Origin of the sequence: Isoptericola maris (assembly GCF_048065335.1) — a bacterium.
GTDB classification, from domain to species: domain Bacteria; phylum Actinomycetota; class Actinomycetes; order Actinomycetales; family Cellulomonadaceae; genus Isoptericola; species Isoptericola rhizosphaerae.
Genome location: NZ_JBLUNY010000005.1, coordinates 18,490 through 37,592 on the forward strand (window position 1 = coordinate 18,490; position 19,103 = coordinate 37,592).

Consider the following 19,103-nt stretch of genomic DNA (forward strand, 5'->3'; position numbering starts at 1 on the left):
TGACGTCAAGGGAGATTTCGGTGGCCGACTGGTCCCCCGCCGCCTACCTGCGATACACCGACGAGCGGTCCCGCCCGTTCGCCGAGCTCCTCGCGCGCATCCCCGGAGAGCCCGCCACCGTGGTCGACCTCGGCTGCGGTCCCGGGCACCTCACCGCGCTGCTGCGCGCACGCTGGCCCGACGCCGACGTCCTCGGCGTCGACGACTCGCCCGCGATGATCGAGCGGGCGACCGCGGACAACCACGACCCGCGGGCGCGGTACCAGCTCGCCGACCTGCGGGACCACGCCGCCGACCGCACGTCGACGGCCCGCGCAGACCTCGTCGTCAGCAACGCCGCGCTGCAGTGGGTCCCCGGCCACCGCGACCTCCTGAGGCCCCTGGCCGCGACCGCCACCCAGACCTTCGCCCTCCAGGTCCCCGGCAACCACGACGCGCCCAGCCACGCCCTGCTCCGCGAGGTGGCGGCCCGCGAGCCGTACGCCGCCGTCGTCGGACCGGTGCCCCGGCGTGCGACGGCGGACCCGGCCGAGTACCTCGACCTGCTCGCCGCGCCCGGCTGGACCGTCGACGCGTGGGAGACCACGTACACGCACGTGCTGGCTGGCCCGGACCCCGTGCTCCGCTGGATCTCGGCGACCGGGGCGCAGCCCACGCTGCAGGCGCTGGCGGCGCACGACCACACCCACGGCACCGCACTGCAGGCGGCCTTCGCGGACGAGTACGGTGCCGCGCTGCGGGACGCCTACCCCGAGCGGGCCTACGGCACGCCGCTGGAGTTCCGGCGGGTCTTCGCCGTGGCGAGCCGCACCGTGCACCCGTTGAGCGAGGCACCGCGCGGCGCTAGCGTGCCGACATGACCTCACGCCCCGTCCGCATCGCCTATCAGCTCGGTCAGCAGCACGGCGACTACGCCACGATCCGCGACACGGTGCTTCGCGCTGAGGATGCCGGAGTCGACGTCGTGTTCAACTGGGACCACTTCTTCCCGCTCTCCGGAGAACCCGACGGCAAGCACTTCGAGTGCTGGACCATGCTCGGCGCCTGGGCCGAACAGACCGAACGGGTCGAGATCGGCGCCCTCGTGACGGGCAACGGCTACCGCAACCCCGACCTCTTGGCCGACATGGCGCGCACCGTCGACCACATCAGCGGCGGTCGGCTCGTCCTCGGCATCGGGGCCGGGTGGGCCGAGAAGGACTACCGGGAGTTCGGCTACGAGTTCGGCACGGCCGGGACGCGCATCGCCGACCTCACCGCGGCACTCCCCCGCATCCGTGCACGCCTCGCGGCCGGCAACCCCGCGCCCACGCGCGAGATCCCGCTGCTCATCGGCGGCGGCGGTGAGAAGAAGATGCTGCGACTGGTCGCCGAGCACGCCGACGTGTGGCACTCGTTCGGCGACGCCGAGACCCTGCGCCACAAGTCGCGCGTGCTCGCGGCCCACGGCGACGACGTCGGCCGGGACACGGACGCTCAGGTCGAACGATCCATCGGCGTCAAGCGGCCCCCGCAGGAGATCGCCGACGACCTGGTCGACGCGGGTGCCACCCTGTTCACCATCGGCACCAGCGGGCCGGAGTTCGACCTCGACCTGGTCCGGCAGTGGGTCGCCTGGCGCGACGCGCGTCAGTGACCGTGCGTGGTGACCGAGCGCCGCGCCGCCGTCAGCGTCCCGTGAGGTCCGGTCCGAGCCGGTCGGAGCCGTTCGCGGGCAGCACCCGCAGGTGACGGGACGTGGGGCCCGTGCCGGTCTCCACCAGCTTGCGCAACGAGGACGGCGTGTCGTGCGTGACCCGGACGTACCAGCCGGAGCACGCGTCCAGGTCACCGCTCGCTATCGCGGCCACCATCTCGACGGTGCGCTCTACCGGTGTCCACTCTGTGCGGTCGGCGTGCATCGCCATCGAGCCCGTCATGTCGGTGGCCACCGTGCCCGGTGCCACCTCGAAGACGCGGAGCCCGCTCCCGGTGCCGGCGACGTGCAGGTGATGGCCGAGGCGCAGCAGTGCCGTCTTGCTCACGTTGTAGGCACTCGCCACCGCCATGTCGTGCGTGCCGGCACCACTGTTGACGTCGACCACGCGGCCGCCGCCACGCGCCAGCATGGCCGGCACCACGTGCCGCGCCAGGAGGAACGGGCCGCGCACGTTGGTCTCGACGACCTGCCACCACTCGTCGGCATCCGCCTCCCAGAGCGGAACCTCGGTGTCGATGCGACCGGCGTTGTTCACCAGCAGGTCGATGCCGCCGAGCCCGCCGTCGGCGACCGGTGCCTCGGCCCGGGCCACGGCCTCGGCGACCGCACCCGGTTCCGTGACGTCGACCGGCAGCGCGAGCGCCGTCCGGCCGCGGTCACGCACCTCAGCCGCGACGCGGGCGAGCCGGGCCTCGTCGCGCGCCAGGAGCGCGACGTCGAGACCGGCGTCGGCCAGCCCGAGGGCGACCGCCCGGCCGATGCCGCGGGTCGCGCCCGTGACGAGCGCCGTGCGGGCGGCAGGCACCGCGCCCTCAGCCACGCAGGACCGCCCCCACCCGCTCGGCGGTGGCGGCCACGACGCCGTCGCGCACGGAGCGGACGTCGTCAGCGCTCAGCGTGCGGTCGGCGGCGCGCAGCCGCAGCGAGTACGCCAACGACTTCTTGCCGGCACCGACCTGCTCGCCGGTGAAGACGTCGAAGAGCCGCACGTCCTCGAGGAGCTCCCCGGCACCCGCCACGATCGCCGCGCGGACGTCCTGCGCGGGGACCTCGGCGTCCACCACGAATGCGAAGTCCTCCTTGGCGGCGGGGAACGCCGACACCGACGACGCCACGACGGGCGCTCCGCTCGCCGCCGCGGCCAGGGCCGAGAGGTCGAGCTCGAAGGCCGACGCGCGGGCCGGCAGCCCGAGCCGCTCGACGACCTTGGGGTGGAGCTCGCCGGCGTGGCCGACGAGCGTGCCGTCCGGCAGGCCGATACGCGCGCACCTGCCGGGGTGCCACGGCTGGTGGTCCGGGTCCGCGGACACGACCACGTCGACGCCGACGACCTGCGCGACGAGCCGCGCGGCCTCCACGGCGTCGGCCCAGTCGACGGGCCGACCCTCGCCCCACCAACCGGTGGGCACCGCGTGCCCGGCGAGAACCCCGGCCACGCGACGAGGCTGCGACGGCGTGGCGGCAGCGAGGGCGTCGAGCTGCTCCGCGCTGGGGCGCACACCGACCGGGAGCTGCGGCGCGGCCGGGGAGCCCGGCGTCGGACGGGACACCAGGCCGATCTCGAAGACCGACACGTCGTCCAGGCCGCGCGAGACGTTGCGGCGGGCGGCCTCGAGCAGCGTGACCAGGAGGTTGGTGCGCAGCAGCGGCCTGTCCTCCGCCAGCGGGTTCACGAGCCGCAGCGCCGCGCGGCGCGGGTCGTCGGCCGGCAGGTCGAGGGCGTCCAGGTCGGGCTCCCCGATGAACGGGTACGTGAGCACCTCGACGAGACCGGCGTCCGCGAGCGCTCGCGCCACGGACCGTCGCAGGCGCTGCTCGGCGGTCAGGCCACGGCCTCCGGGAGCGGCCGGGAGCAGCGACGGGATCTGGTCGTAGCCGGCGATGCGCACGACCTCCTCGACCAGGGTCGCCGGCTCGGTGAGGTCCGGGCGCCAGGTCGGCGGCGTCACCTCCAGCCGGTCACCGCTGCCGTCGACCACGGCGCAGCCGATCTGGTCGAGGATCGCGACGACCTGGTCGCGGGTGTAGTCCACGCCCGCCGTGCGGGTGGGCAGGGTGACGTCGAGCAGGATCGGCCGCGGCGGCGTCGTGGTGTCCACGTCGCCGACGGCGGGGTCGGCCGTGCCGCCGGCCAGCTCGACCAGCAGGTCCACGACGCGCTGCGCCGCGACGGCGGGCAGGTGCGGGTCCACGCCGCGCTCGAACCGCTTGGCCGCCTCGGAGGGCAGCTTGTGCCGGCGGGCCGTCCGGGCGACGGTGACCTGGTCGAAGTGCGCGGCCTCGATCAGCACGTCGGTGGTGGTCCCCGACACCTCGGAGGAGGCGCCGCCCATGACGCCGGCCAGGCCGAGCACCCGGGCGCCCCGGGCGCCGTCCGGCGAGTCGGTGATGAGCAGGTCCTCGGCGTCCAGGGCGCGGTCGACGTCGTCGAGCGTCGTCAGCCGCTCGGACGGCGTGGCCCGGCGCACCACGATCGGCTCGGCCACCTGGGTCAGGTCGTAGGCGTGCAGCGGCTGGCCCAGGTCGAGCATGACGTAGTTGGTCACGTCGACGGTGAGCGAGATGGACCGCATGCCGGATCCCTCGAGCCGGCGCCTCATCCAGGCCGGCGTCGGGGCAGCCGGGTCGATGCCGCGCACGACGCGCGTCACGAACCGGTCGCAGCCGACCCGCCCGTCGATCGGCGCGCCGTCGTCGACCACGACGGCGAACCCGTCCTCGGTCGCCGCGGGCGGCGACGTCGGCAGGGCGCCCGGGAGCCCGCGGTCCGTGAAGGCGGCGCCCGTGGAGTGCGCGTACTCGCGCGCGACGCCGCGGTAGCTGAACGCGTAGCCGCGGTCCGGGGTGACGTTGATCTCGAGGACCTCGTCGCCCAGGCCGAGCAGCGCGATCGCGTCCTGGCCGGGCGTGAGCGCCTCCGCGTCGTGACCGGCGTCGGTGAGCACCAGGATGCCGTCGTGGTCCTCGCCGAGCCCCAGCTCCTTCGTGGAGCAGATCATGCCGTCCGACACGTGCCCGTAGGTCTTGCGCGCCGCGATCTCGAACCCGCCGGGCAGCACCGTCCCGGGCAGCGAGACGACGACGAGGTCACCGACGCCGAAGTTGTGCGCGCCGCACACGATCCCCCGGGCGCCGTCGTCGTCGTTGTGCTCCGGGCCGACGTCGACCCGGCACCAGTTGATGGTCTTGCCGTTCTTCTGCGGCTCCCCCGTCAGCTCGAGCACCCGGCCGACGACGAGGGGCCCCGACACGGCGGCCGGGTGGATCTCCTCCTCCTCGAGACCGACCCGCACCAGGTCGGCCGCCAGCTGTTCCGTCGTCAGGCCGCCGGGCAGGTCGACGTGGTCGGCGAGCCAGTCAGCAACGATGCGGGGCATCAGATCTCCGTCCCGAACTGGGTGGAGAAGCGCACGTCGCCCTCCACCATGTCGTGCATGTCAGCGATGGAGTGCCGCAGCATGAGCGTGCGCTCGATCCCCATGCCGAAGGCGAAGCCCGAGTACTCCTCGGGGTCCACGCCGGTGGCACGCAGCACGTTCGGGTGAACCATGCCGCAACCGCCCCACTCGATCCAGCCCGGGCCGCCCTTCTTCTGCGGGAACCACAGGTCCATCTCGGCGCTGGGCTCGGTGAAGGGGAAGAAGCTCGGGCGCAGCCGCGTGCGAGCCTCGGGCCCGAACATCGCGCGTGCGAACGCGTCCAGCGTGCCCACCAGGTTCGCCATCGTCAGACCCTTGTCGACCGCGAGACCCTCGACCTGGTGGAACACCGGCGTGTGGGTCGCGTCCAGGGCGTCGGTGCGGAACGTCTTGCCGGGGCACGCGATGTACAGGGGCACCCCGCGCTCCAGCAAGGACCGGGCCTGCACCGGCGACGTGTGGGTACGCAGCACGAGGTTCGGCGGGTCCTGGTCCGGCGCACCGTCAAGGACCTCGGTGCCCGCCACGTAGAACGTGTCCTGCATCTGCCGGGCGGGGTGGTCGGGTCCGAAGTTGAGCGCGTCGAAGTTGAACCACTCGGTCTCGACCTCGGGTCCGTCGGCGATCTCCCAGCCGAGCCCGACGAAGAAGTCGGCGATGCGCTCCTGGATCGACTCGATCGGGTGTCGCGCACCTCGCGGGGCGCGGTCGGTCGGCAGCGTGACGTCGACCGCCTCGTCGGCCAGGACCCTGGCGTCGCGTTCGGCCTCCAGCTCGACCTGGCGGGCGGACAGCGCCTGGTTGAGGCGACCCCGCCGCGGTCCCACGTTCTTGCCGGCAGCGGACTTGTCCGGCCCGGGCAGGGCACCGATAGCACGGTTGGCCAGCGCCAGGGTGCTCCGGTCGCCGGTGTGCCGCGTGCGGACGGCCTTCAGCGCGTCGAGGTCGGGTGCCGCGGCGATGTCGGCCAGGGCCGCCTCGACGGCGGTGTCGAGGGCGGCGACGTCCAGCGGGTCGGGCAGCGGTTCGGGCGCAGACATGCGGGCCTTCCTGGAGTTGAGCGTGGCGGCGGGCTCAGTCTATGTGCCCGTCCGGGGCACTCCCGTCGACCGGTTCGTCGCGGCCGATCGGCAGGACCGCGACGTCGGAGTGCGCCGGGCCGCCCGACCGGCCGGCGCCAAGCTCGGACGCGACCACGTGCACGCTGCCGACCTGCCAGCGCGGACCGGCGTAGACCGCCAAGGCGCGGGCCCACGACCCGAAGGGCGAGGCGTCGGTGGGGCGTCGCCGCTCGCGTCCCCCGCCGCGGCGCTCGACCGCGCCGCGCTGGACGGAGGCCCGGGCCACCGTGAGGTGCGGACGGCCGCCCACCCGGTCCTCCGCCGGGACGCCCTCGGCCGCCGCGACGTCGGTCACGACGTCGGTGAGACGGCGCAGCGTCGGCACGCCGTCGCGCACCCCCACCCACAGGGTCCGTCCGCCGAACGTCCCGCTGCCGGCCAGGGACAGCCGGAACGGCTCAACCTGGGCCAGCGCCTCCCGCAGCGAGTCCACGTAGCCGGGCACCGCGCCGTCGGGCACCCTCCCGTGGAACGCGAGGGTGACGTGCCGCTGCTCGGGGACGATCCAGCGCAGGCGTACGCCGGGCTCCGGCTCGGCGGAGGCCCTGACGCCGCCGAGGGCCAGGTCGAGGTGCGTCGAGGCGTCGGCCGGGGGATAGACCGCGGTGAAGAGTCGCACCCGGCGATCTTAGGCCCCGGGTCCGACGCGATCAGCGCTGGGCGCGACCGGAGGCGTACAGGCAGACGGTCGCGGCCGTCGCCAGGTTCAGCGACTCGGCACGGCCGCGGATCGGCACGCGGACGACGGCGTCGGCCAGCTCGCGGTCCGCCGCCGGCAGGCCCCACGCCTCGTTGCCGAAGACCCAGGCCGAGGACTCCGCCAGGTCCGGCACCCCCGCGGGGCGCTCCGCCGTCGGCCCGGCGACGTCCAGGAGGTCGTCGAGGTCGTGGTCGCCCGCGCCGTCGGCGGCGAGCACGGTGCACCCGGCCGCGCGGACGGCGTCGACCACGTCGGCGAGCGGGACGCCGGACACGACCGGCAGGTGGAAGAGCGAGCCCGCGGTGGAGCGCACGACCTTCGGGTTGTGCACGTCGACGCTGTCCCCGGCGAGGACGACGAGGTCGGCACCGGCGGCGTCGGCCGCCCGGATCACGGTGCCCGCGTTGCCCGGGTCGCGCACGGTCGCCAGCACGGCGACCAGCAGGGGACGACGGCGGCCCTCGGTCAGCGTCCCGAGCGCCGCCTGGAGCGTCGGTCGCTCCGCACGCACGACGGCCAGCACCCCCTGGGCGTCCGGGCTCATGGCCGCCAGGACCTCGGGAGTGCCGACGTGGACGTACAGGGCCGCCTCGAGGGCGGCGTCCAGGATCTCGGCGTAGCGCTGCGCCGCGGCCTCCGTGAGGTAGACGTCGCGTACCGCGGCCGGGGCGTGCCGGACCGCCTCGCGGACGCCCTGCGGACCCTCGACGAGCAGCTGACCGTGCTGCGAACGCGCAGGACGCCCGGACAGTGCCCTGACCTGCTTGACGCGCGCCGCTCGCGGGTTGGCGAGGGTCACGTCGGGGATGCGAGGCATCGGCAGGTGGGCTGTCCGGGCGTCCGGGTGGTGCGGCGCAGGCTCAGGCGGCCTTGGGCGCGTTGACGTCCGTGGGGAGGGCGTCCTTCGCGACCTGGACCAGCGCGTTGAACGCGGCGATGTCGTTGACCGCGAGCTCGGCGAGCATGCGACGGTCGACCTCGACGCCCGCGGCCTTGAGGCCCTGGACGAAGCGGTTGTAGGTCATGCCCTGCGCGCGGGACGCAGCGTTGATGCGCTGGATCCAGAGCTTGCGGAAGTCGCCCTTCTTGGCCTTCCGGTCGCGGTACGAGTAGACGAAGGAGTGGGTGACCTGCTCCTTGGCCTTCCGGTACAGGCGCGAGCGCTGGCCGCGGTAGCCGCTGGCGCGCTCGAGGGTCGTACGACGCTTCTTGTGGGCGTTGACCGCCCGCTTCACGCGTGCCACGTGATGCTCCTTGCAGTTTGGGTCGGAAGATGGCTACCGGCGGGATCGGCCGCCGGCGAGGCTCACTTGCCGAGCAGCTTCTTGATTCGCTTGACGTCGGCGGGTGCGACGTCCTGGTCCACGGCGAGCCGACGCGTACGGCGGCTCGACTTGTGCTCGAGGTAGTGGCGAGCGTTGGTCTGCTCGCGCATGAGCTTGCCCTTGCCGGTCACCCGGAAGCGCTTCTTGGAGCCGGAGTGCGTCTTGTTCTTCGGCATGACTGCCGTCTCTCCTCGTGTCGGTCACCCGCCCGAGGGCAGGAGACGTGATGCTGACCGCGGCCGGTGCGCCGGCCCGGTGTCAGGTGGTCTGTCGAGCCGTCAGCTGGACCGCTGGCTCGGCTTGGGTGCGGGCCGCGGCGCCGACGTCGACTCGTCCTGCTCCGGAGCCGAGGCCTCGGCGGGCTTCTCGGCCGGTGCGGCAGGCTGCTCCTGCGAGGCGGCCTTGGCGCGAGCCTCGGCCTTGACCTCGGACTTGGTCTTGCGCTGGGCGTCCACCTCGGCGGAGCGCTTGCGCTGCTCGCTCTTGGCGTCGGCCTTCTTCTTGACCGGCCCGAGGACCATGGTCATGTTGCGCCCGTCCTGCTTGGGCATCGACTCGACGAAGCCGAGCTCCGCCACGTCGTCCGCGAGCCGCTGCAGCAGCCGCACGCCCATCTCGGGGCGCGACTGCTCACGGCCACGGAACATGATCATGACCTTGACCTTGTCGCCGGCGGACAGGAAGCGCTCGACGTGGCCCTTCTTGGTGGCGTAGTCGTGCGGGTCGATCTTCAGGCGGAACCGGATCTCCTTGAGGAGGGTGTTCGCCTGCTTGCGACGCGCCTCACGCGCCTTCATGTCCGACTCGTACTTGAACTTGCCGAAGTCCATGAGCTTGGCCACGGGCGGCCGGGCGTCCGGCGCCACCTCGACGAGGTCGAGGTCGGCGTCCTGCGCCAGCTTGAGGGCGACCCCTGTGGCGACCACGCCGACCTGTTCCCCGCCCGGGCCGATGAGCCGGACCTCGGGGACGCGGATCCGGTCGTTGATGCGAGGCTCGCTGATGGTGATGCTCCTAGAAGTCGTCGTGAGACCGCCAGGAACGAAGGAAGGCCCCCGCCCTGAGCGAACAGGTGGAGGCCATCGTCCGGTGACGTCGAGCGCAGAACGCCGACGACCGGAGGCAGGACGACGCGTGCCGTCCGACCGGACCCGGCCCCTGTCGGCGCTGCCTCGCGGCACGGCGCCCGTCGGTGCTCGGGTGGGATGATCTCCACTTGCTGCACCCGGCCGTCGAGAACGGTCGGGTCGGTCAGCACACGAGACTAGCACGAGCCACCCCCGGACCGGCCAGCACCTGAACAGCCCCACCGTGTCACGTACGTCACGCGGCCAGATTGGAATCATTCCAGACAACGTCGTAGGCTGCGGACATGGCCCACACCACCCCCGCCGACACGGCGACCGCGGAGCACGAGCTCTTGCGTGCCGCCGGTCTCCGGGTGACCGGTGTGCGGCTCGCGGTGCTGCGTGCGCTCGACGGGCACGAGCACTCGACGGCCGACGACGTCATCCGTGCCGTGCGCACCGACCTCGGCACCGCCTCGGTGCAGGCCGTCTACGACTCGTTGAACACCCTGTCCACGGCGGGCCTGCTGCGGCGGATGGAACCTGCCGGCCACCCCGCCCGGTACGAGCGCCGCGTCGGCGACAACCACCACCACGTGGTGTGCCGCGGCTGCGGCCTCGTGGCCGACGTGGACTGCACCGTGGGCCACGCACCCTGCCTGACACCGAGCGACACCCACGGGTTCACCGTCGATCTCGCCGAGGTCACCTTCTGGGGCACGTGCTCCCGGTGCGCCGAGGCGCGCTGATCCCCCTCCACCTCCCCTTGCGCAAGTCCCCGAACCCTGAGAAAGCCCTGAGAAAGGACGTTCTATGACGACCCCCTTCACGACGACGCAGACCGGTACGCCGGTCGCGAGCGACCAGCACTCCCTGACCGTCGGGTCCGACGGTCCCACCGTCCTCCACGATCGCTACCTCGTCGAGAAGCTCGCGTCGTTCAACCGTGAGCGGGTCCCGGAGCGGAACCCGCACGCGAAGGGCGGCGGCGCCTTCGGTGAGTTCGAGGTCACCGAGGACGTATCGCAGTACACCAGCGCCGCCGTCTTCCAGCCGGGCGCCAAGGCCGAGACCCTCCTGCGGTTCTCGTCCGTGGCCGGCGAGCAGGGCTCCCCCGACACCTGGCGCGACGTCCGCGGCTTCTCGCTGCGCTTCTACACCACCGAGGGCAACCTCGACGTCGTCGGCAACAACACGCCCACGTTCTTCCTGCGCGACGCGATGAAGTTCCCCGACTTCATCCACTCCCAGAAGCGCCTCGGCGCCTCGGGTCTGCGCGACGCCGACATGCAGTGGGACTTCTGGACCCTGTCCCCGGAGTCGGCCCACCAGGTCACCTACGTCATGGGTGACCGCGGCCTGTCGAAGTCGTGGCGGCACCTCAACGGATACGGCTCGCACACCTACCAGTGGGTGAACGCCGAGGGCGAGCGCTTCTGGGTGCAGTACCACTTCCTGTCCCAGCAGGGTGTGGTGAACATGTCGGCCGAGGACGCCGAGCGCATCGCTGGCGAGGACGCCGACTACTACCGTCGCGACCTGTACGAGGCCATCGACCGCGGCGAGTTCCCCTCGTGGGACGTCTACGTCCAGGTCATGCCGTACGAGGACGCGAAGTCGTACCGCTTCAACCCGTTCGACATGACGAAGACCTGGTCGAAGAAGGACTACCCGCGCATCAAGGTCGGCACGTTCACGCTGAACCGCAACCCGCGCAACTTCTTCGCAGAGATCGAGCAGGCGGCCTTCTCGCCGGGCAACCAGGTGCCCGGCACCGGCATCTCGCCCGACAAGATGCTCATGGCTCGGGTCTTCTCGTACCCGGACGCGCAGCGCCACCGCATCGGCACCAACTTCAACCAGCTGCCGGTCAACCAGCCGCACGCCGCCCCCGTCGCGAACTACATGCACCAGGGCAACATGCAGTACCACTTCAACGGCCCGGAGCACCGCGTCTACACGCCGAACTCGTTCGGCGCCGCCGGTGGCCCCGTGGCCGACCCGGTGCGCGGCGTCGAGGCGGCGTGGGAGACGGACGGCGAGCTGATGCGCTCTGCGCAGACCCTGCACTCCGAGGACGACGACTTCGGCCAGGCGGGCACCCTGTACCGGGAGGTCTTCGACGACGCAGCCAAGGCACGCTTCCTCGAGACCCTCACCGGGCAGGGCCGGTCGATCACCATCGACGAGATCCGCGAGCGGTTCTTCCAGTACTGGACGAACGTCGACGCCGAGCTGGGCGCCAAGCTCCGCGCCGAGGTCGCCGCCGGCTGAGCCGGAGCGCAGCACAGGGTGGGGGCCGAGGCACGAGGCACCCGCCCGCCGCGGAGCGCAGGCTCGGCCGGCCATGACACCGCCGGCTGAGCCGGAGCGCAGCACAGGGTGGGGGCCGAGGCACGAGGCACCCGCCCGCCGCACGCCGTCCGAGGCCGGGCCCGCTCCTGCGGGCCCGGCCACCGGTCTGTCCGGGCCCAGACGGGGCCACGATGGACCCCCTGGGTCATACCCCCGATCCCGGTGCCGTCCCGAACGCCGGCACGGCGACGCGCGACATCGCCGACGTGGCCGCCGTCGAGGTCATCACCACCGCTGCCGTCCACCTCATGAGCGCCGCCGCCGTCAAGTGCGGCCTGGCGGAGGAGGACTCGGCCGAGCACCTCGACCTCGACGAGGCCCGCAAGCTCATCACGGCGCTCGCCGCGCTGGTGACCGCCGCCGCACCGGACATCGGCAACCAGCACGCCCGGTCGTTGCGCGACGGTCTGCGCTCCCTCCAGCTCGCCTTCCGCGAGGCGTCCGTCGTCCCGGATGAGCCGGGCGAGGGGCCGGGCGAGAAGTACACGGGCTCCGTCGTCTGACATGTCGCAGTCCTCGGGCCCGTGGGAGCCGTCGACGGCGCCGGTCGCGTCCAGCGTCGCCGCGCCGGACGATCCCGCGCGGCCGGGGCGCGCACGCCGGCGCGGCCGGACCGCGAAGATCACCGCCGTCGTGCTCGCCGTGCTGCTGGTGGCGGCTCTCGTCGCCGTGGGTTACCTGTGGCGGACGACGTCCGCCTGGGAGGACCACGCCAGCCGGTGGGAGTCGGAGGCGCACGGCTACGCCGAGGAGGTCGCGTCGCTGCAGGCCGAGCTGGACGGTGTGACCGCCGAGCTCGTCTCGGCGCGTGAGCAGCTCGACACGGCGACCGCGCGGATCACCGACCTGGCCGACGAGAAGGCTCAGCTCGGCGACGAGAACGTTGCCAGCCAGCAGTACCTCGACTACCAACGGCGTGTGAGCGAGGCGGCCGGCGTGGTCGCCACCGCCCTGGGCCAGTGCACGGCCGCCCAGTTCCAGCTCATCGGCTACCTGGAGGACCGTAACGCCTACGACCCGGCCGACCTGGAGCGGTTCGCGGCCGACGTCGAGGCGCTGTGCGCGGAGGCCAACGACGCGAACACCCAGCTCCAGCAGGAGCTCGCGCAGTGAGTCGGCCGGCTCGGAGACCGGCCGGGCTCGCCGCCGTCCTGCTCACGGCGGTCGTCACGTCGTGCGCAGAGGTCCCCGACATGCCGCCGCCTGTGCCCGAGGACATCGTCCCGTCGGTCGCGGCACCGACGCTGTCCGCCGAGGGGTCGGACCAGCTCTCCCCCGACGGGTTCGACGCCGTCCAGCGCATGGCCGTGCGGATCCGGAACGTCGGATGCAGCAGCCTGTCGACCGGGTCCGGGTTCGCCGTCGACGAGCACACCCTCATCACGAACCGGCACGTGGTCGCAGACTCAGCCTCCCTGCAGGTAAGCACCTACGACGGCCGCGACCTCGACGTGTCGGCGGCGAGCACCGCGGCGCTGGCGGACCTCGCCGTCGTCCGCACCGAGGAGCCCTTGCCGTCCTACCCGCGGATCGCCGACGACGACCCCGAGCAGGGCGACGACGTGACGGTCGTGGGCTATCCGGCGGGCGGCCGCCTGACCGTGACGGCCGGGCAGGTCATCGGCACCACGAGGGACCCTCTGCACGAGAACCTCGGCGAGGTCCTGGTCACGGACGCGCCCGTGGAGCCCGGGTCGTCCGGCTCGGCGGCCCTGGACGACGACGGCGAGGTCATCGGCGTCGTCTACGCGAAGACGACGGACGGACGGTCGTTGCTCGTCCCGCAGTCGACGCTGCGCGAGATGCTCGACGACTCCGCGTCGTTCACCGAGCTCGTGCCCTGCTGAGGCGCCGGCGTCAGCGTGCCGCGGCGATGCGCAGCTCGAGCGAGTCCACCCGGTCCGCGACCACCTTCGCCGCGGCCAGCCGCGCGTTGACCTGCCCGAGCACGGTGTCCAGCCCCGCGCGGTCCAGGCCCGGGTCCAGTGCCAGGACGACGGCGACCTCGGCCTTGCGGCCCGGCTCGGCGGAGGCGCGCACGACGTGCTGGACGGGCGCGGCCGCGTCGACGATGGCGCGAGCCACCTCGGCGTCGACCTCCAGCCCGTCGTCCGTCGGCACCAGGGCGGGACGCCACTCGATCCCCTGGGCCAGTGCCCAGACGGCGGGTCGGGGCACGAGCGCGGTCACCGGGCCTTCCGGGTCGACGACGAGCAGCGACCACTTCTCGTTGACCGCGGACAGTGCCGCGCGCGTCGCCTCGACCGGGACGGGACGTGCGTCCGCGCGCCAGGCCCGCATCGACGCGACCGACGTGAAGACCGGCAGGGCCCGCCGTCCGTCGGCGGACTCGAGCGCCACGACGCCCGAGGACGCCTCCTTGTCGACCGTGTGCTCGACACCGTCGTGCTCGACCGTGCCGGTCGCCTCCACCTCGGCGAGCACCGGGACGAGCACGCGGGTCTGCGCCAGACGTGCGACGACGTCCCGCAGCGGGGTGGTGCCGGCCTGCAGGCCGTCGAGCCGGCGCACGAGCTCGGGGTCGGCCGAGCCGTCGTCGCCGGCGAACTGGCTGGTCGGTTGGATGGACCTCATGGGCGCCCCGCGACGTCGAGCGCCTCGGGGAGCGTGAACGCGCCCGCGTAGAGCGCCTTGCCCACGACGGCGCCCTCGACGCCGTCACCGGTCAGTGCACGCAACGCGACCAGGTCGTCCAGCGAGGAGATGCCCCCGGAGGCGACGACCTTGGCCGGCGTCTTGGCCGCGACCTCACGCAGGAGCTGCACGTTCGGGCCGCGGAGCGTGCCGTCCTTGGTGACGTCGGTGACGACGTACCGGGAGCAGCCGGCGTCGTCGAGACGCGCGAGGACCTCCCAGAGGTCGCCACCCTCCTGCGTCCAGCCCCGCGCGGCGAGCGTCGTGCCGCGCACGTCCAGGCCGACGGCGACCTTGTCCCCGTGCTCGGCGATGACTCGTGCCGTCCACTCGGGATCCTCGAGGGCCGCGGTGCCGATGTTGACGCGGCGCGCGCCCGTCGCGAGGGCACGCTCCAACGACGCGTCGTCCCGGATGCCTCCGGAGAGCTCGACCTGGACGTCGACCTCGGCCACGACGCTCGCGAGCAGCTCCGCGTTGGAGCCGCGCCCGAACGCGGCGTCGAGGTCCACCAGGTGGATCCACTCCGCGCCGCCGGTCTGCCAGTCGAGAGCGGCGGCACGCGGGTCGCCGTAGGAGGTCTCCGAGCCGGCCTCTCCCTGGACCAGGCGGACGGCCTGGCCGTCGGCGACGTCGACGGCGGGCAGCAGGACGAGGCGTTCGGTCATGCGTCAGGACTCCAGTCGTGAGGGGTGGCGGGGCGGCCGGAGCGTCTCACAGCGACCGCACCCAGTTCTCGAGCAGGGTGGCGCCGGCGTCGCCGGACTTCTCGGGGTGGAACTGCGTCGCGGACAGCGGGCCGTCCTCGACGGCCGCGACGAACCGGGCGGGCTCCCCGGCCGGACCGTGGGAGGACCACGTGACGCGCGGAGGGACGTAGCGCGGGTCGGCGGCGTCGTCGTGCCCCTGGGTGAACGTCTGGGCCGCGTAGGAGTGCACGAAGTAGAACCGCTCCTGCTCGACCCCGGCGAACAGGGTGGATCCCGGCGCCGCCTCGACGCCCGACCAGCCCATGTGCGGCACCACGGGTGCCTCCAGCCGGTCGACGACGCCGCGCCACTCCCCCATGCCGTCGGCCCGGACGCCGTGCTCGACGCCCGCATCGAACATCACCTGCATGCCGACGCAGACTCCGAGCACGGGCCTGCCGCCGGCGAGCCGACGGTCGACGATCTGGTCGCCGCGAACCGCCCGGAGGGCTTCCATGCAGGCTGCGAACGCTCCGACGCCCGGGACCACCAGGCCGTCCGCCTCCGCGGCGGCGTGCCGGTCGGCCGTCAGCTCGACGTCGGCCCCGACCCGCTCGAGGGCGCGCACGGCGGACCGCACGTTGCCGAACCCGTAGTCGAGCACCACGACGCGAGGACGCGTCGTCGGGGCACCGTGAGGCGCGGGCCGCGCGTTGAGCTCGGCGGCGGCGCCGTCGTCGGGCAGCAGGCCGGGAGCGGCCGTCATCGCTTCTTCTTCCGTCCCTTGCGGGCCACCTGCGAGAGCATCCGCACCGCCTTGAGCCGGCCGATGCCCGTCGACGAGACCACACCGGGCAGGTCGGCGAGCGTGAGGTGTCCGGTCAGGAGGTCCTCGAGCGCGTCGGGCGCGCCGCCGAGCACGAGCCCGGGCGGCAGCTCACCGTCGTCCGTCCCGTCGACGTAGCGCACGCAGGTGAGCTGCTCGCCCCAGCGGGTGACGAGCACGAGCGGGACGCCCGCGACGAGCTGGGAGATCGAGACGGCGGCGCGGTTCGGCAGGTCGTCCGAGGTGTCGCGCAGCACGCCGAGCGCACCGACCGGCGTCGGGACGACGTCGACGTCGATGTCCGCCAGCGCGCACGCGGCCGCGAGCGGCTCCGCCTCGGCGACCTGGGTGATCAGGACCGCGAGCTCGGGCGCCCTGCGTGCTCCCGTGAGGCCCGACAGGTCGTCGGGGATCTCGATGTCTCCGGGCACGTCGGGCAGCTCCTGGTGCCCGGGCTGGTCAGGTGTGGAGGGACTGGGCACCCTACAGCGCTCCCTTGGTCGACGGGATGCCCTCGACGCGCGGGTCGCGGGCGACGGCGGCCCGCAGCGCGCGGGCCAGGGCCTTGAACTGGGCCTCGACGATGTGGTGCGGGTCACGGCCTGCCAGGACCCGGACGTGGAGGCAGATGTCGGCGTGGTGGGCGACCGACTCCAGGACGTGCCGGGTGAGGGACCCGGTGAAGTGGCCACCGATGAGGTGGTACTCCTGCCCGGCGGGCTCGCCGGAGTGCACCAGGTAGGGCCGTCCCGACACGTCGACGACGGCCTGGGCGAGCGCCTCGTCGAGGGGGACGAGGGCGTCGCCGAACCGCGCGATCCCCTTCTTGTCGCCCAGGGCTTGCTTGAGCGCCTCGCCGAGCACGATCGCGGTGTCCTCGACCGTGTGGTGGGCGTCGATGTGGGTGTCCCCCGTGGCCCGGACGGTCAGGTCGATCAAGGAGTGCTTGCCCAGGGCGGTGAGCATGTGGTCGTAGAACGGCACGGTGGTGGAGATGTCGGTCCGACCGGTGCCGTCGAGGTCCAGCTCGACGACGACGCTCGACTCGCTCGTGGTGCGCTCCACGCGCGCGGTGCGGTCTGCCATCACTGCTCCTTCTCGCCGATCACGTCGGTCAACGCGTCCTTGAACGCCTGCGTCTCGTCGGGCGTTCCCACCGAGACCCGCAACCAGCCCTCGGGGCCGGTCTCACGGATGAGCACGCCGCGGTCCAACAGCTGCTGCCAGACGGCGTGCCGGTCGTCGAGCACGCCGAAGAGGACGAAGTTCGCGTCGGTCTCGGCGACCTGGAGCGGCCGGCCGTCGACGTGCTGCTGGCGCAACCATGCCACGAGCTCGTCGCGCCCCGCACGCAGGTCCGCCACCTGGGCGAGCAGCGAGTCGCGGTGCTCGAGCGCCGCGCGGGCCGCGGCCTGGGTGACCGCCGACAGGTGGTACGGCAGCCGGACGACGCGGAGCGCGTCGACAAGCTCCGACGACGCCGCCAGGTAGCCGAGCCGCAGGCCCGCGGCCGCGAACGCCTTGGACATGGTGCGCGTCACGGCCAGGTGCGGATACCGGTCGAGGAGCGCGAGCGCCGACGGCGTGCCCTCGCGCCGGAACTCTGCGTAGGCCTCGTCGACCACGACCACGGCGGGCACCCGCGCCGCGGCGTCCAGGATCTTCTCGATCGTCGCGGTGGGCAGCGCGGTGCCGGTCGGGTTGTTGGGGCTGGCGAGCAGGACGACCGACGGCTGCTCGGCCTCGATGAGCGCGACCGCCTCTTCGGGGGCGACGGTGAAGTCCTCGGCCCGGCGGCCGGTCACCCACCGGGTGTGGGTGTCTCGCGCGTACTCGGGGTACATCGAGTACGTGGGGGCGAACGACACCGCGGTGCGGCCGGGCCCGCCGAAGGCCTGCAGGAGGTGCAGCATGATCTCGTTCGAGCCGTTGGCGGCCCACACCTGTGCGGGGTCGAGCCGCACGCCCGACTCCACTGCCAGGTAGTCCGCGAGGTCGGCCCGCAGGTCCCCGAAGTCGCGGTCCGGGTAGCGGTTCAGCGTGCGCGACGCCTGCGCGACGCGCTCGGCGATGGTCTCCACGACGGCGTCGGACGGCGCGTAGGGGTTCTCGTTGACGTTGAGCCGCACGGGCACGTCGAGCTGCGGGGCGCCGTAGGGCACCTCGTCGGCGAGCTCAGGGCGCAGCGGCAGCGCGGGAGCGTCAGGGGTGGTCACCGACCCAGTCTACGAGCGACCGGGCGGTGCTCCGCCTTGCCGTCAGGAGACGACGACGTCGGCACCGGAGATCTCGACGGCGATCTCTCCGAGGGGCTCGGGCGCCGGGCCGGCCTGCACCGCGGCGTCGGTGAGCGAGAACACCGAACGGTGGCAAGGGCACTCGAGGACGCCGTCGCCGGGGGTGACGGTGCAGCCCTGGTGGGTGCAGACCGCGCTGAACGCGTGCACCTCGTCCTCGGTCGGCCTGGTCACGAGCACCGGCACGCCGGCGACCTCGGCACTCACCGCGCCGCCGACCGGCACGTCGTCCAGGGCGACCACGGCCTGGCCCGCCGCAGAGGCGCTGACCTCGTCGGCCGACCGGTCCGAGCCCGTCCCCTCCGCGCACGCCACCAGGACGCCGCCGCCGGCCACGGCCCCCGCCACGAGGCCCGCGCCGCGCAGCACCTGGCGGCGTGACCGGCACCCGGCACCGGGAGAAGGCGGGGAAACGGTGGACTCGTTCATGGGACGGGCTCCTGGGAGGTCTCGTGGTGACGTCGGCCATACCGGGTGGCAGCATGTCCATCATGGACGCCCCCACCGGACCGGTGCCAGCGGCACGCGGCCGAGGCGCCGTCGGCCCCTCCTGGGTGTGGCGGTCCCTGGCCGCGTCCGGCGTGCTGGTCTCGGCCGTGGTGCACCTCGTGCTGTGGACCCGTGGCTACGACGACATCGACCTCGTGGGGCCGCTCTTCCTCGTCAATGCCGTCAGCGGCGTGGTCCTGGCCGTGCTGCTGCTCACGTGGCGGCACTGGCTGCCCCTGGTGGGCGGCATCGTCTTCGGCGCCGCGACGTTGCTGGCGTTCATCACCTCCGCCACGTCCGACCTGCTCGGTGTCTCGTCGGAGCTCGTCGGGGTGAACGAGCTCGTCGCCGCGGCCGCGGAGCTCGTCGCCGTCGTGGCCTCCACCGTGGCGCTCGTCCGAGAGCACGCGCACTGAGCCTGTGGACGACCACGGCGGGCTGTCGCCGATTCGGCCTACGAT

Annotated in this window: 23 protein-coding genes; 8 read left to right on the top strand and 15 right to left on the bottom strand. The window is 73.2% G+C overall.

Translation table 11 applies throughout. The features are described 5' to 3' along the window. Positions 1-20 precede the first annotated feature (20 nt). Together ACH5HR_RS09200 and ACH5HR_RS09205 are read left to right on the top strand one after the other, a co-directional pair. On the top strand, positions 21-860 hold the full coding sequence (locus tag ACH5HR_RS09200) for a methyltransferase domain-containing protein (RefSeq protein ID WP_416477524.1): 840 nt from the start codon (positions 21-23) through the stop codon (positions 858-860). Next, on the top strand, positions 857-1,636 hold the full coding sequence (locus tag ACH5HR_RS09205) for an LLM class F420-dependent oxidoreductase (protein WP_416477525.1): 780 nt from the start codon (positions 857-859) through the stop codon (positions 1,634-1,636). Before ACH5HR_RS09200 ends, ACH5HR_RS09205 begins: the two co-directional genes overlap by 4 nt. 31 nt (positions 1,637-1,667) lie before the next feature. Here the strand turns inward: ACH5HR_RS09205 and ACH5HR_RS09210 are convergent, their stop codons facing one another. The 8 genes from ACH5HR_RS09210 to infC form a co-directional block, all read right to left on the bottom strand. Next, positions 1,668-2,519: an SDR family NAD(P)-dependent oxidoreductase gene (locus tag ACH5HR_RS09210; protein ID WP_416477527.1), complete on the bottom strand. Its 852-nt coding sequence runs from the start codon at positions 2,517-2,519 to the stop codon at positions 1,668-1,670. Then, on the bottom strand, positions 2,512-5,076 hold the full coding sequence (gene pheT / locus ACH5HR_RS09215; protein ID WP_416477529.1) for a phenylalanine--tRNA ligase subunit beta: 2,565 nt from the start codon (positions 5,074-5,076) through the stop codon (positions 2,512-2,514). The genes ACH5HR_RS09210 and pheT overlap by 8 nt, the downstream gene beginning before the upstream one ends. Then, positions 5,076-6,158: a phenylalanine--tRNA ligase subunit alpha gene (gene pheS / locus ACH5HR_RS09220; protein ID WP_402375160.1), complete on the bottom strand. Its 1,083-nt coding sequence runs from the start codon at positions 6,156-6,158 to the stop codon at positions 5,076-5,078. Before pheS ends, pheT begins: the two co-directional genes overlap by 1 nt. 34 nt (positions 6,159-6,192) lie before the next feature. Then, positions 6,193-6,858 carry an RNA 2',3'-cyclic phosphodiesterase gene (thpR, locus tag ACH5HR_RS09225; protein ID WP_402375163.1) on the bottom strand — a complete coding sequence of 222 codons (666 nt, stop codon included), beginning with the start codon at positions 6,856-6,858 and terminating at the stop codon, positions 6,193-6,195. Positions 6,859-6,889: 31 nt separating this feature from the next. Then, complete coding sequence (locus tag ACH5HR_RS09230) at positions 6,890-7,756, bottom strand: TrmH family RNA methyltransferase (RefSeq protein WP_416477531.1); 867 nt, start codon at positions 7,754-7,756, stop codon at positions 6,890-6,892. 43 nt (positions 7,757-7,799) lie between these two features. Then, entirely contained in the window at positions 7,800-8,183 is a 384-nt protein-coding gene (rplT, locus tag ACH5HR_RS09235) for a 50S ribosomal protein L20 (RefSeq protein WP_106267912.1), read from the bottom strand. Positions 8,184-8,245: 62 nt separating this feature from the next. Beyond that, positions 8,246-8,440: a 50S ribosomal protein L35 gene (gene rpmI, locus ACH5HR_RS09240; protein WP_106267914.1), complete on the bottom strand. Its 195-nt coding sequence runs from the start codon at positions 8,438-8,440 to the stop codon at positions 8,246-8,248. A gap of 102 nt (positions 8,441-8,542) precedes the next feature. Continuing rightward, positions 8,543-9,274 (bottom strand): translation initiation factor IF-3, encoded by a 732-nt coding sequence (infC, locus tag ACH5HR_RS09245; RefSeq protein WP_402375541.1) that lies wholly within the window; start codon positions 9,272-9,274, stop codon positions 8,543-8,545. A gap of 362 nt (positions 9,275-9,636) precedes the next feature. Here infC and ACH5HR_RS09250 point away from each other — a divergent pair, with 362 nt between their 5' ends. The 5 genes from ACH5HR_RS09250 (at position 9,637) to ACH5HR_RS09270 (ending at position 13,533) form a co-directional block, all read left to right on the top strand. After that, positions 9,637-10,080 (top strand): Fur family transcriptional regulator, encoded by a 444-nt coding sequence (locus ACH5HR_RS09250; protein ID WP_402375167.1) that lies wholly within the window; start codon positions 9,637-9,639, stop codon positions 10,078-10,080. A 64-nt stretch (positions 10,081-10,144) separates the two neighbouring features. Next, complete coding sequence (locus ACH5HR_RS09255; RefSeq protein ID WP_402375168.1) at positions 10,145-11,605, top strand: catalase; 1,461 nt, start codon at positions 10,145-10,147, stop codon at positions 11,603-11,605. 212 nt (positions 11,606-11,817) lie between these two features. Next, positions 11,818-12,189 carry a DUF1844 domain-containing protein gene (locus ACH5HR_RS09260; protein WP_416477534.1) on the top strand — a complete coding sequence of 124 codons (372 nt, stop codon included), beginning with the start codon at positions 11,818-11,820 and terminating at the stop codon, positions 12,187-12,189. 1 nt (position 12,190) lies between these two features. Then, positions 12,191-12,799 carry a hypothetical protein gene (locus tag ACH5HR_RS09265; RefSeq protein ID WP_416477535.1) on the top strand — a complete coding sequence of 203 codons (609 nt, stop codon included), beginning with the start codon at positions 12,191-12,193 and terminating at the stop codon, positions 12,797-12,799. A gap of 80 nt (positions 12,800-12,879) precedes the next feature. Continuing rightward, positions 12,880-13,533: a S1C family serine protease gene (locus tag ACH5HR_RS09270; protein ID WP_402375172.1), complete on the top strand. Its 654-nt coding sequence runs from the start codon at positions 12,880-12,882 to the stop codon at positions 13,531-13,533. A 10-nt stretch (positions 13,534-13,543) separates the two neighbouring features. Here the strand turns inward: ACH5HR_RS09270 and ACH5HR_RS09275 are convergent, their stop codons facing one another. Genes ACH5HR_RS09275 through ACH5HR_RS09305 form a run of 7 tightly spaced genes read right to left on the bottom strand, consistent with a single transcriptional unit; the run spans position 13,544 to position 18,582 of the window. Continuing rightward, positions 13,544-14,281: an SseB family protein gene (locus ACH5HR_RS09275; RefSeq protein ID WP_402375174.1), complete on the bottom strand. Its 738-nt coding sequence runs from the start codon at positions 14,279-14,281 to the stop codon at positions 13,544-13,546. Next, on the bottom strand, positions 14,278-15,009 hold the full coding sequence (gene priA / locus ACH5HR_RS09280; protein WP_402375175.1) for a bifunctional 1-(5-phosphoribosyl)-5-((5-phosphoribosylamino)methylideneamino)imidazole-4-carboxamide isomerase/phosphoribosylanthranilate isomerase PriA: 732 nt from the start codon (positions 15,007-15,009) through the stop codon (positions 14,278-14,280). Before priA ends, ACH5HR_RS09275 begins: the two co-directional genes overlap by 4 nt. 46 nt (positions 15,010-15,055) lie before the next feature. Continuing rightward, positions 15,056-15,796: an imidazole glycerol phosphate synthase subunit HisH gene (gene hisH / locus ACH5HR_RS09285; protein WP_402375177.1), complete on the bottom strand. Its 741-nt coding sequence runs from the start codon at positions 15,794-15,796 to the stop codon at positions 15,056-15,058. Beyond that, positions 15,793-16,338, bottom strand: a complete 546-nt coding sequence (locus ACH5HR_RS09290; protein ID WP_402375178.1) for a hypothetical protein — start codon at positions 16,336-16,338, stop codon at positions 15,793-15,795. The genes hisH and ACH5HR_RS09290 overlap by 4 nt, the downstream gene beginning before the upstream one ends. A 1-nt stretch (position 16,339) precedes the next feature. Beyond that, positions 16,340-16,942, bottom strand: coding sequence for an imidazoleglycerol-phosphate dehydratase HisB (gene hisB / locus ACH5HR_RS09295; RefSeq protein WP_402375180.1), 603 nt, complete (start codon positions 16,940-16,942; stop codon positions 16,340-16,342). Then, on the bottom strand, positions 16,942-18,072 hold the full coding sequence (locus tag ACH5HR_RS09300; RefSeq protein WP_416477539.1) for a histidinol-phosphate transaminase: 1,131 nt from the start codon (positions 18,070-18,072) through the stop codon (positions 16,942-16,944). The genes hisB and ACH5HR_RS09300 overlap by 1 nt, the downstream gene beginning before the upstream one ends. A gap of 42 nt (positions 18,073-18,114) precedes the next feature. Continuing rightward, complete coding sequence (locus tag ACH5HR_RS09305; RefSeq protein WP_416477540.1) at positions 18,115-18,582, bottom strand: Rieske (2Fe-2S) protein; 468 nt, start codon at positions 18,580-18,582, stop codon at positions 18,115-18,117. Positions 18,583-18,644: 62 nt separating this feature from the next. Here ACH5HR_RS09305 and ACH5HR_RS09310 point away from each other — a divergent pair, with 62 nt between their 5' ends. Further along, entirely contained in the window at positions 18,645-19,058 is a 414-nt protein-coding gene (locus tag ACH5HR_RS09310) for a hypothetical protein (protein ID WP_402375186.1), read from the top strand. Positions 19,059-19,103: the final 45 nt, after the last annotated feature.

What these genes read in the sequence shown, in the direction of transcription:
- pheS (WP_402375160.1), bottom strand. Translation starts at nt 6,158, where the DNA reads ATGTCTGCGCCCGAACCGCTGCCCGACCCGCTGGACGTCGCCGCCCTC.
- rpmI (WP_106267914.1), bottom strand. Translation starts at nt 8,440, where the DNA reads ATGCCGAAGAACAAGACGCACTCCGGCTCCAAGAAGCGCTTCCGGGTG.
- ACH5HR_RS09205 (WP_416477525.1), top strand. Translation starts at nt 857, where the DNA reads ATGACCTCACGCCCCGTCCGCATCGCCTATCAGCTCGGTCAGCAGCAC.
- pheT (WP_416477529.1), bottom strand. Translation starts at nt 5,076, where the DNA reads ATGCCCCGCATCGTTGCTGACTGGCTCGCCGACCACGTCGACCTGCCC.
- ACH5HR_RS09270 (WP_402375172.1), top strand. Translation starts at nt 12,880, where the DNA reads ATGCCGCCGCCTGTGCCCGAGGACATCGTCCCGTCGGTCGCGGCACCG.
- ACH5HR_RS09275 (WP_402375174.1), bottom strand. Translation starts at nt 14,281, where the DNA reads ATGAGGTCCATCCAACCGACCAGCCAGTTCGCCGGCGACGACGGCTCG.
- ACH5HR_RS09265 (WP_416477535.1), top strand. Translation starts at nt 12,191, where the DNA reads ATGTCGCAGTCCTCGGGCCCGTGGGAGCCGTCGACGGCGCCGGTCGCG.
- ACH5HR_RS09250 (WP_402375167.1), top strand. Translation starts at nt 9,637, where the DNA reads ATGGCCCACACCACCCCCGCCGACACGGCGACCGCGGAGCACGAGCTC.
- ACH5HR_RS09305 (WP_416477540.1), bottom strand. Translation starts at nt 18,582, where the DNA reads ATGAACGAGTCCACCGTTTCCCCGCCTTCTCCCGGTGCCGGGTGCCGG.
- ACH5HR_RS09255 (WP_402375168.1), top strand. Translation starts at nt 10,145, where the DNA reads ATGACGACCCCCTTCACGACGACGCAGACCGGTACGCCGGTCGCGAGC.
- ACH5HR_RS09310 (WP_402375186.1), top strand. Translation starts at nt 18,645, where the DNA reads ATGGACGCCCCCACCGGACCGGTGCCAGCGGCACGCGGCCGAGGCGCC.
- ACH5HR_RS09230 (WP_416477531.1), bottom strand. Translation starts at nt 7,756, where the DNA reads ATGCCTCGCATCCCCGACGTGACCCTCGCCAACCCGCGAGCGGCGCGC.
- priA (WP_402375175.1), bottom strand. Translation starts at nt 15,009, where the DNA reads ATGACCGAACGCCTCGTCCTGCTGCCCGCCGTCGACGTCGCCGACGGC.
- hisB (WP_402375180.1), bottom strand. Translation starts at nt 16,942, where the DNA reads ATGGCAGACCGCACCGCGCGCGTGGAGCGCACCACGAGCGAGTCGAGC.
- ACH5HR_RS09260 (WP_416477534.1), top strand. Translation starts at nt 11,818, where the DNA reads ATGGACCCCCTGGGTCATACCCCCGATCCCGGTGCCGTCCCGAACGCC.
- hisH (WP_402375177.1), bottom strand. Translation starts at nt 15,796, where the DNA reads ATGACGGCCGCTCCCGGCCTGCTGCCCGACGACGGCGCCGCCGCCGAG.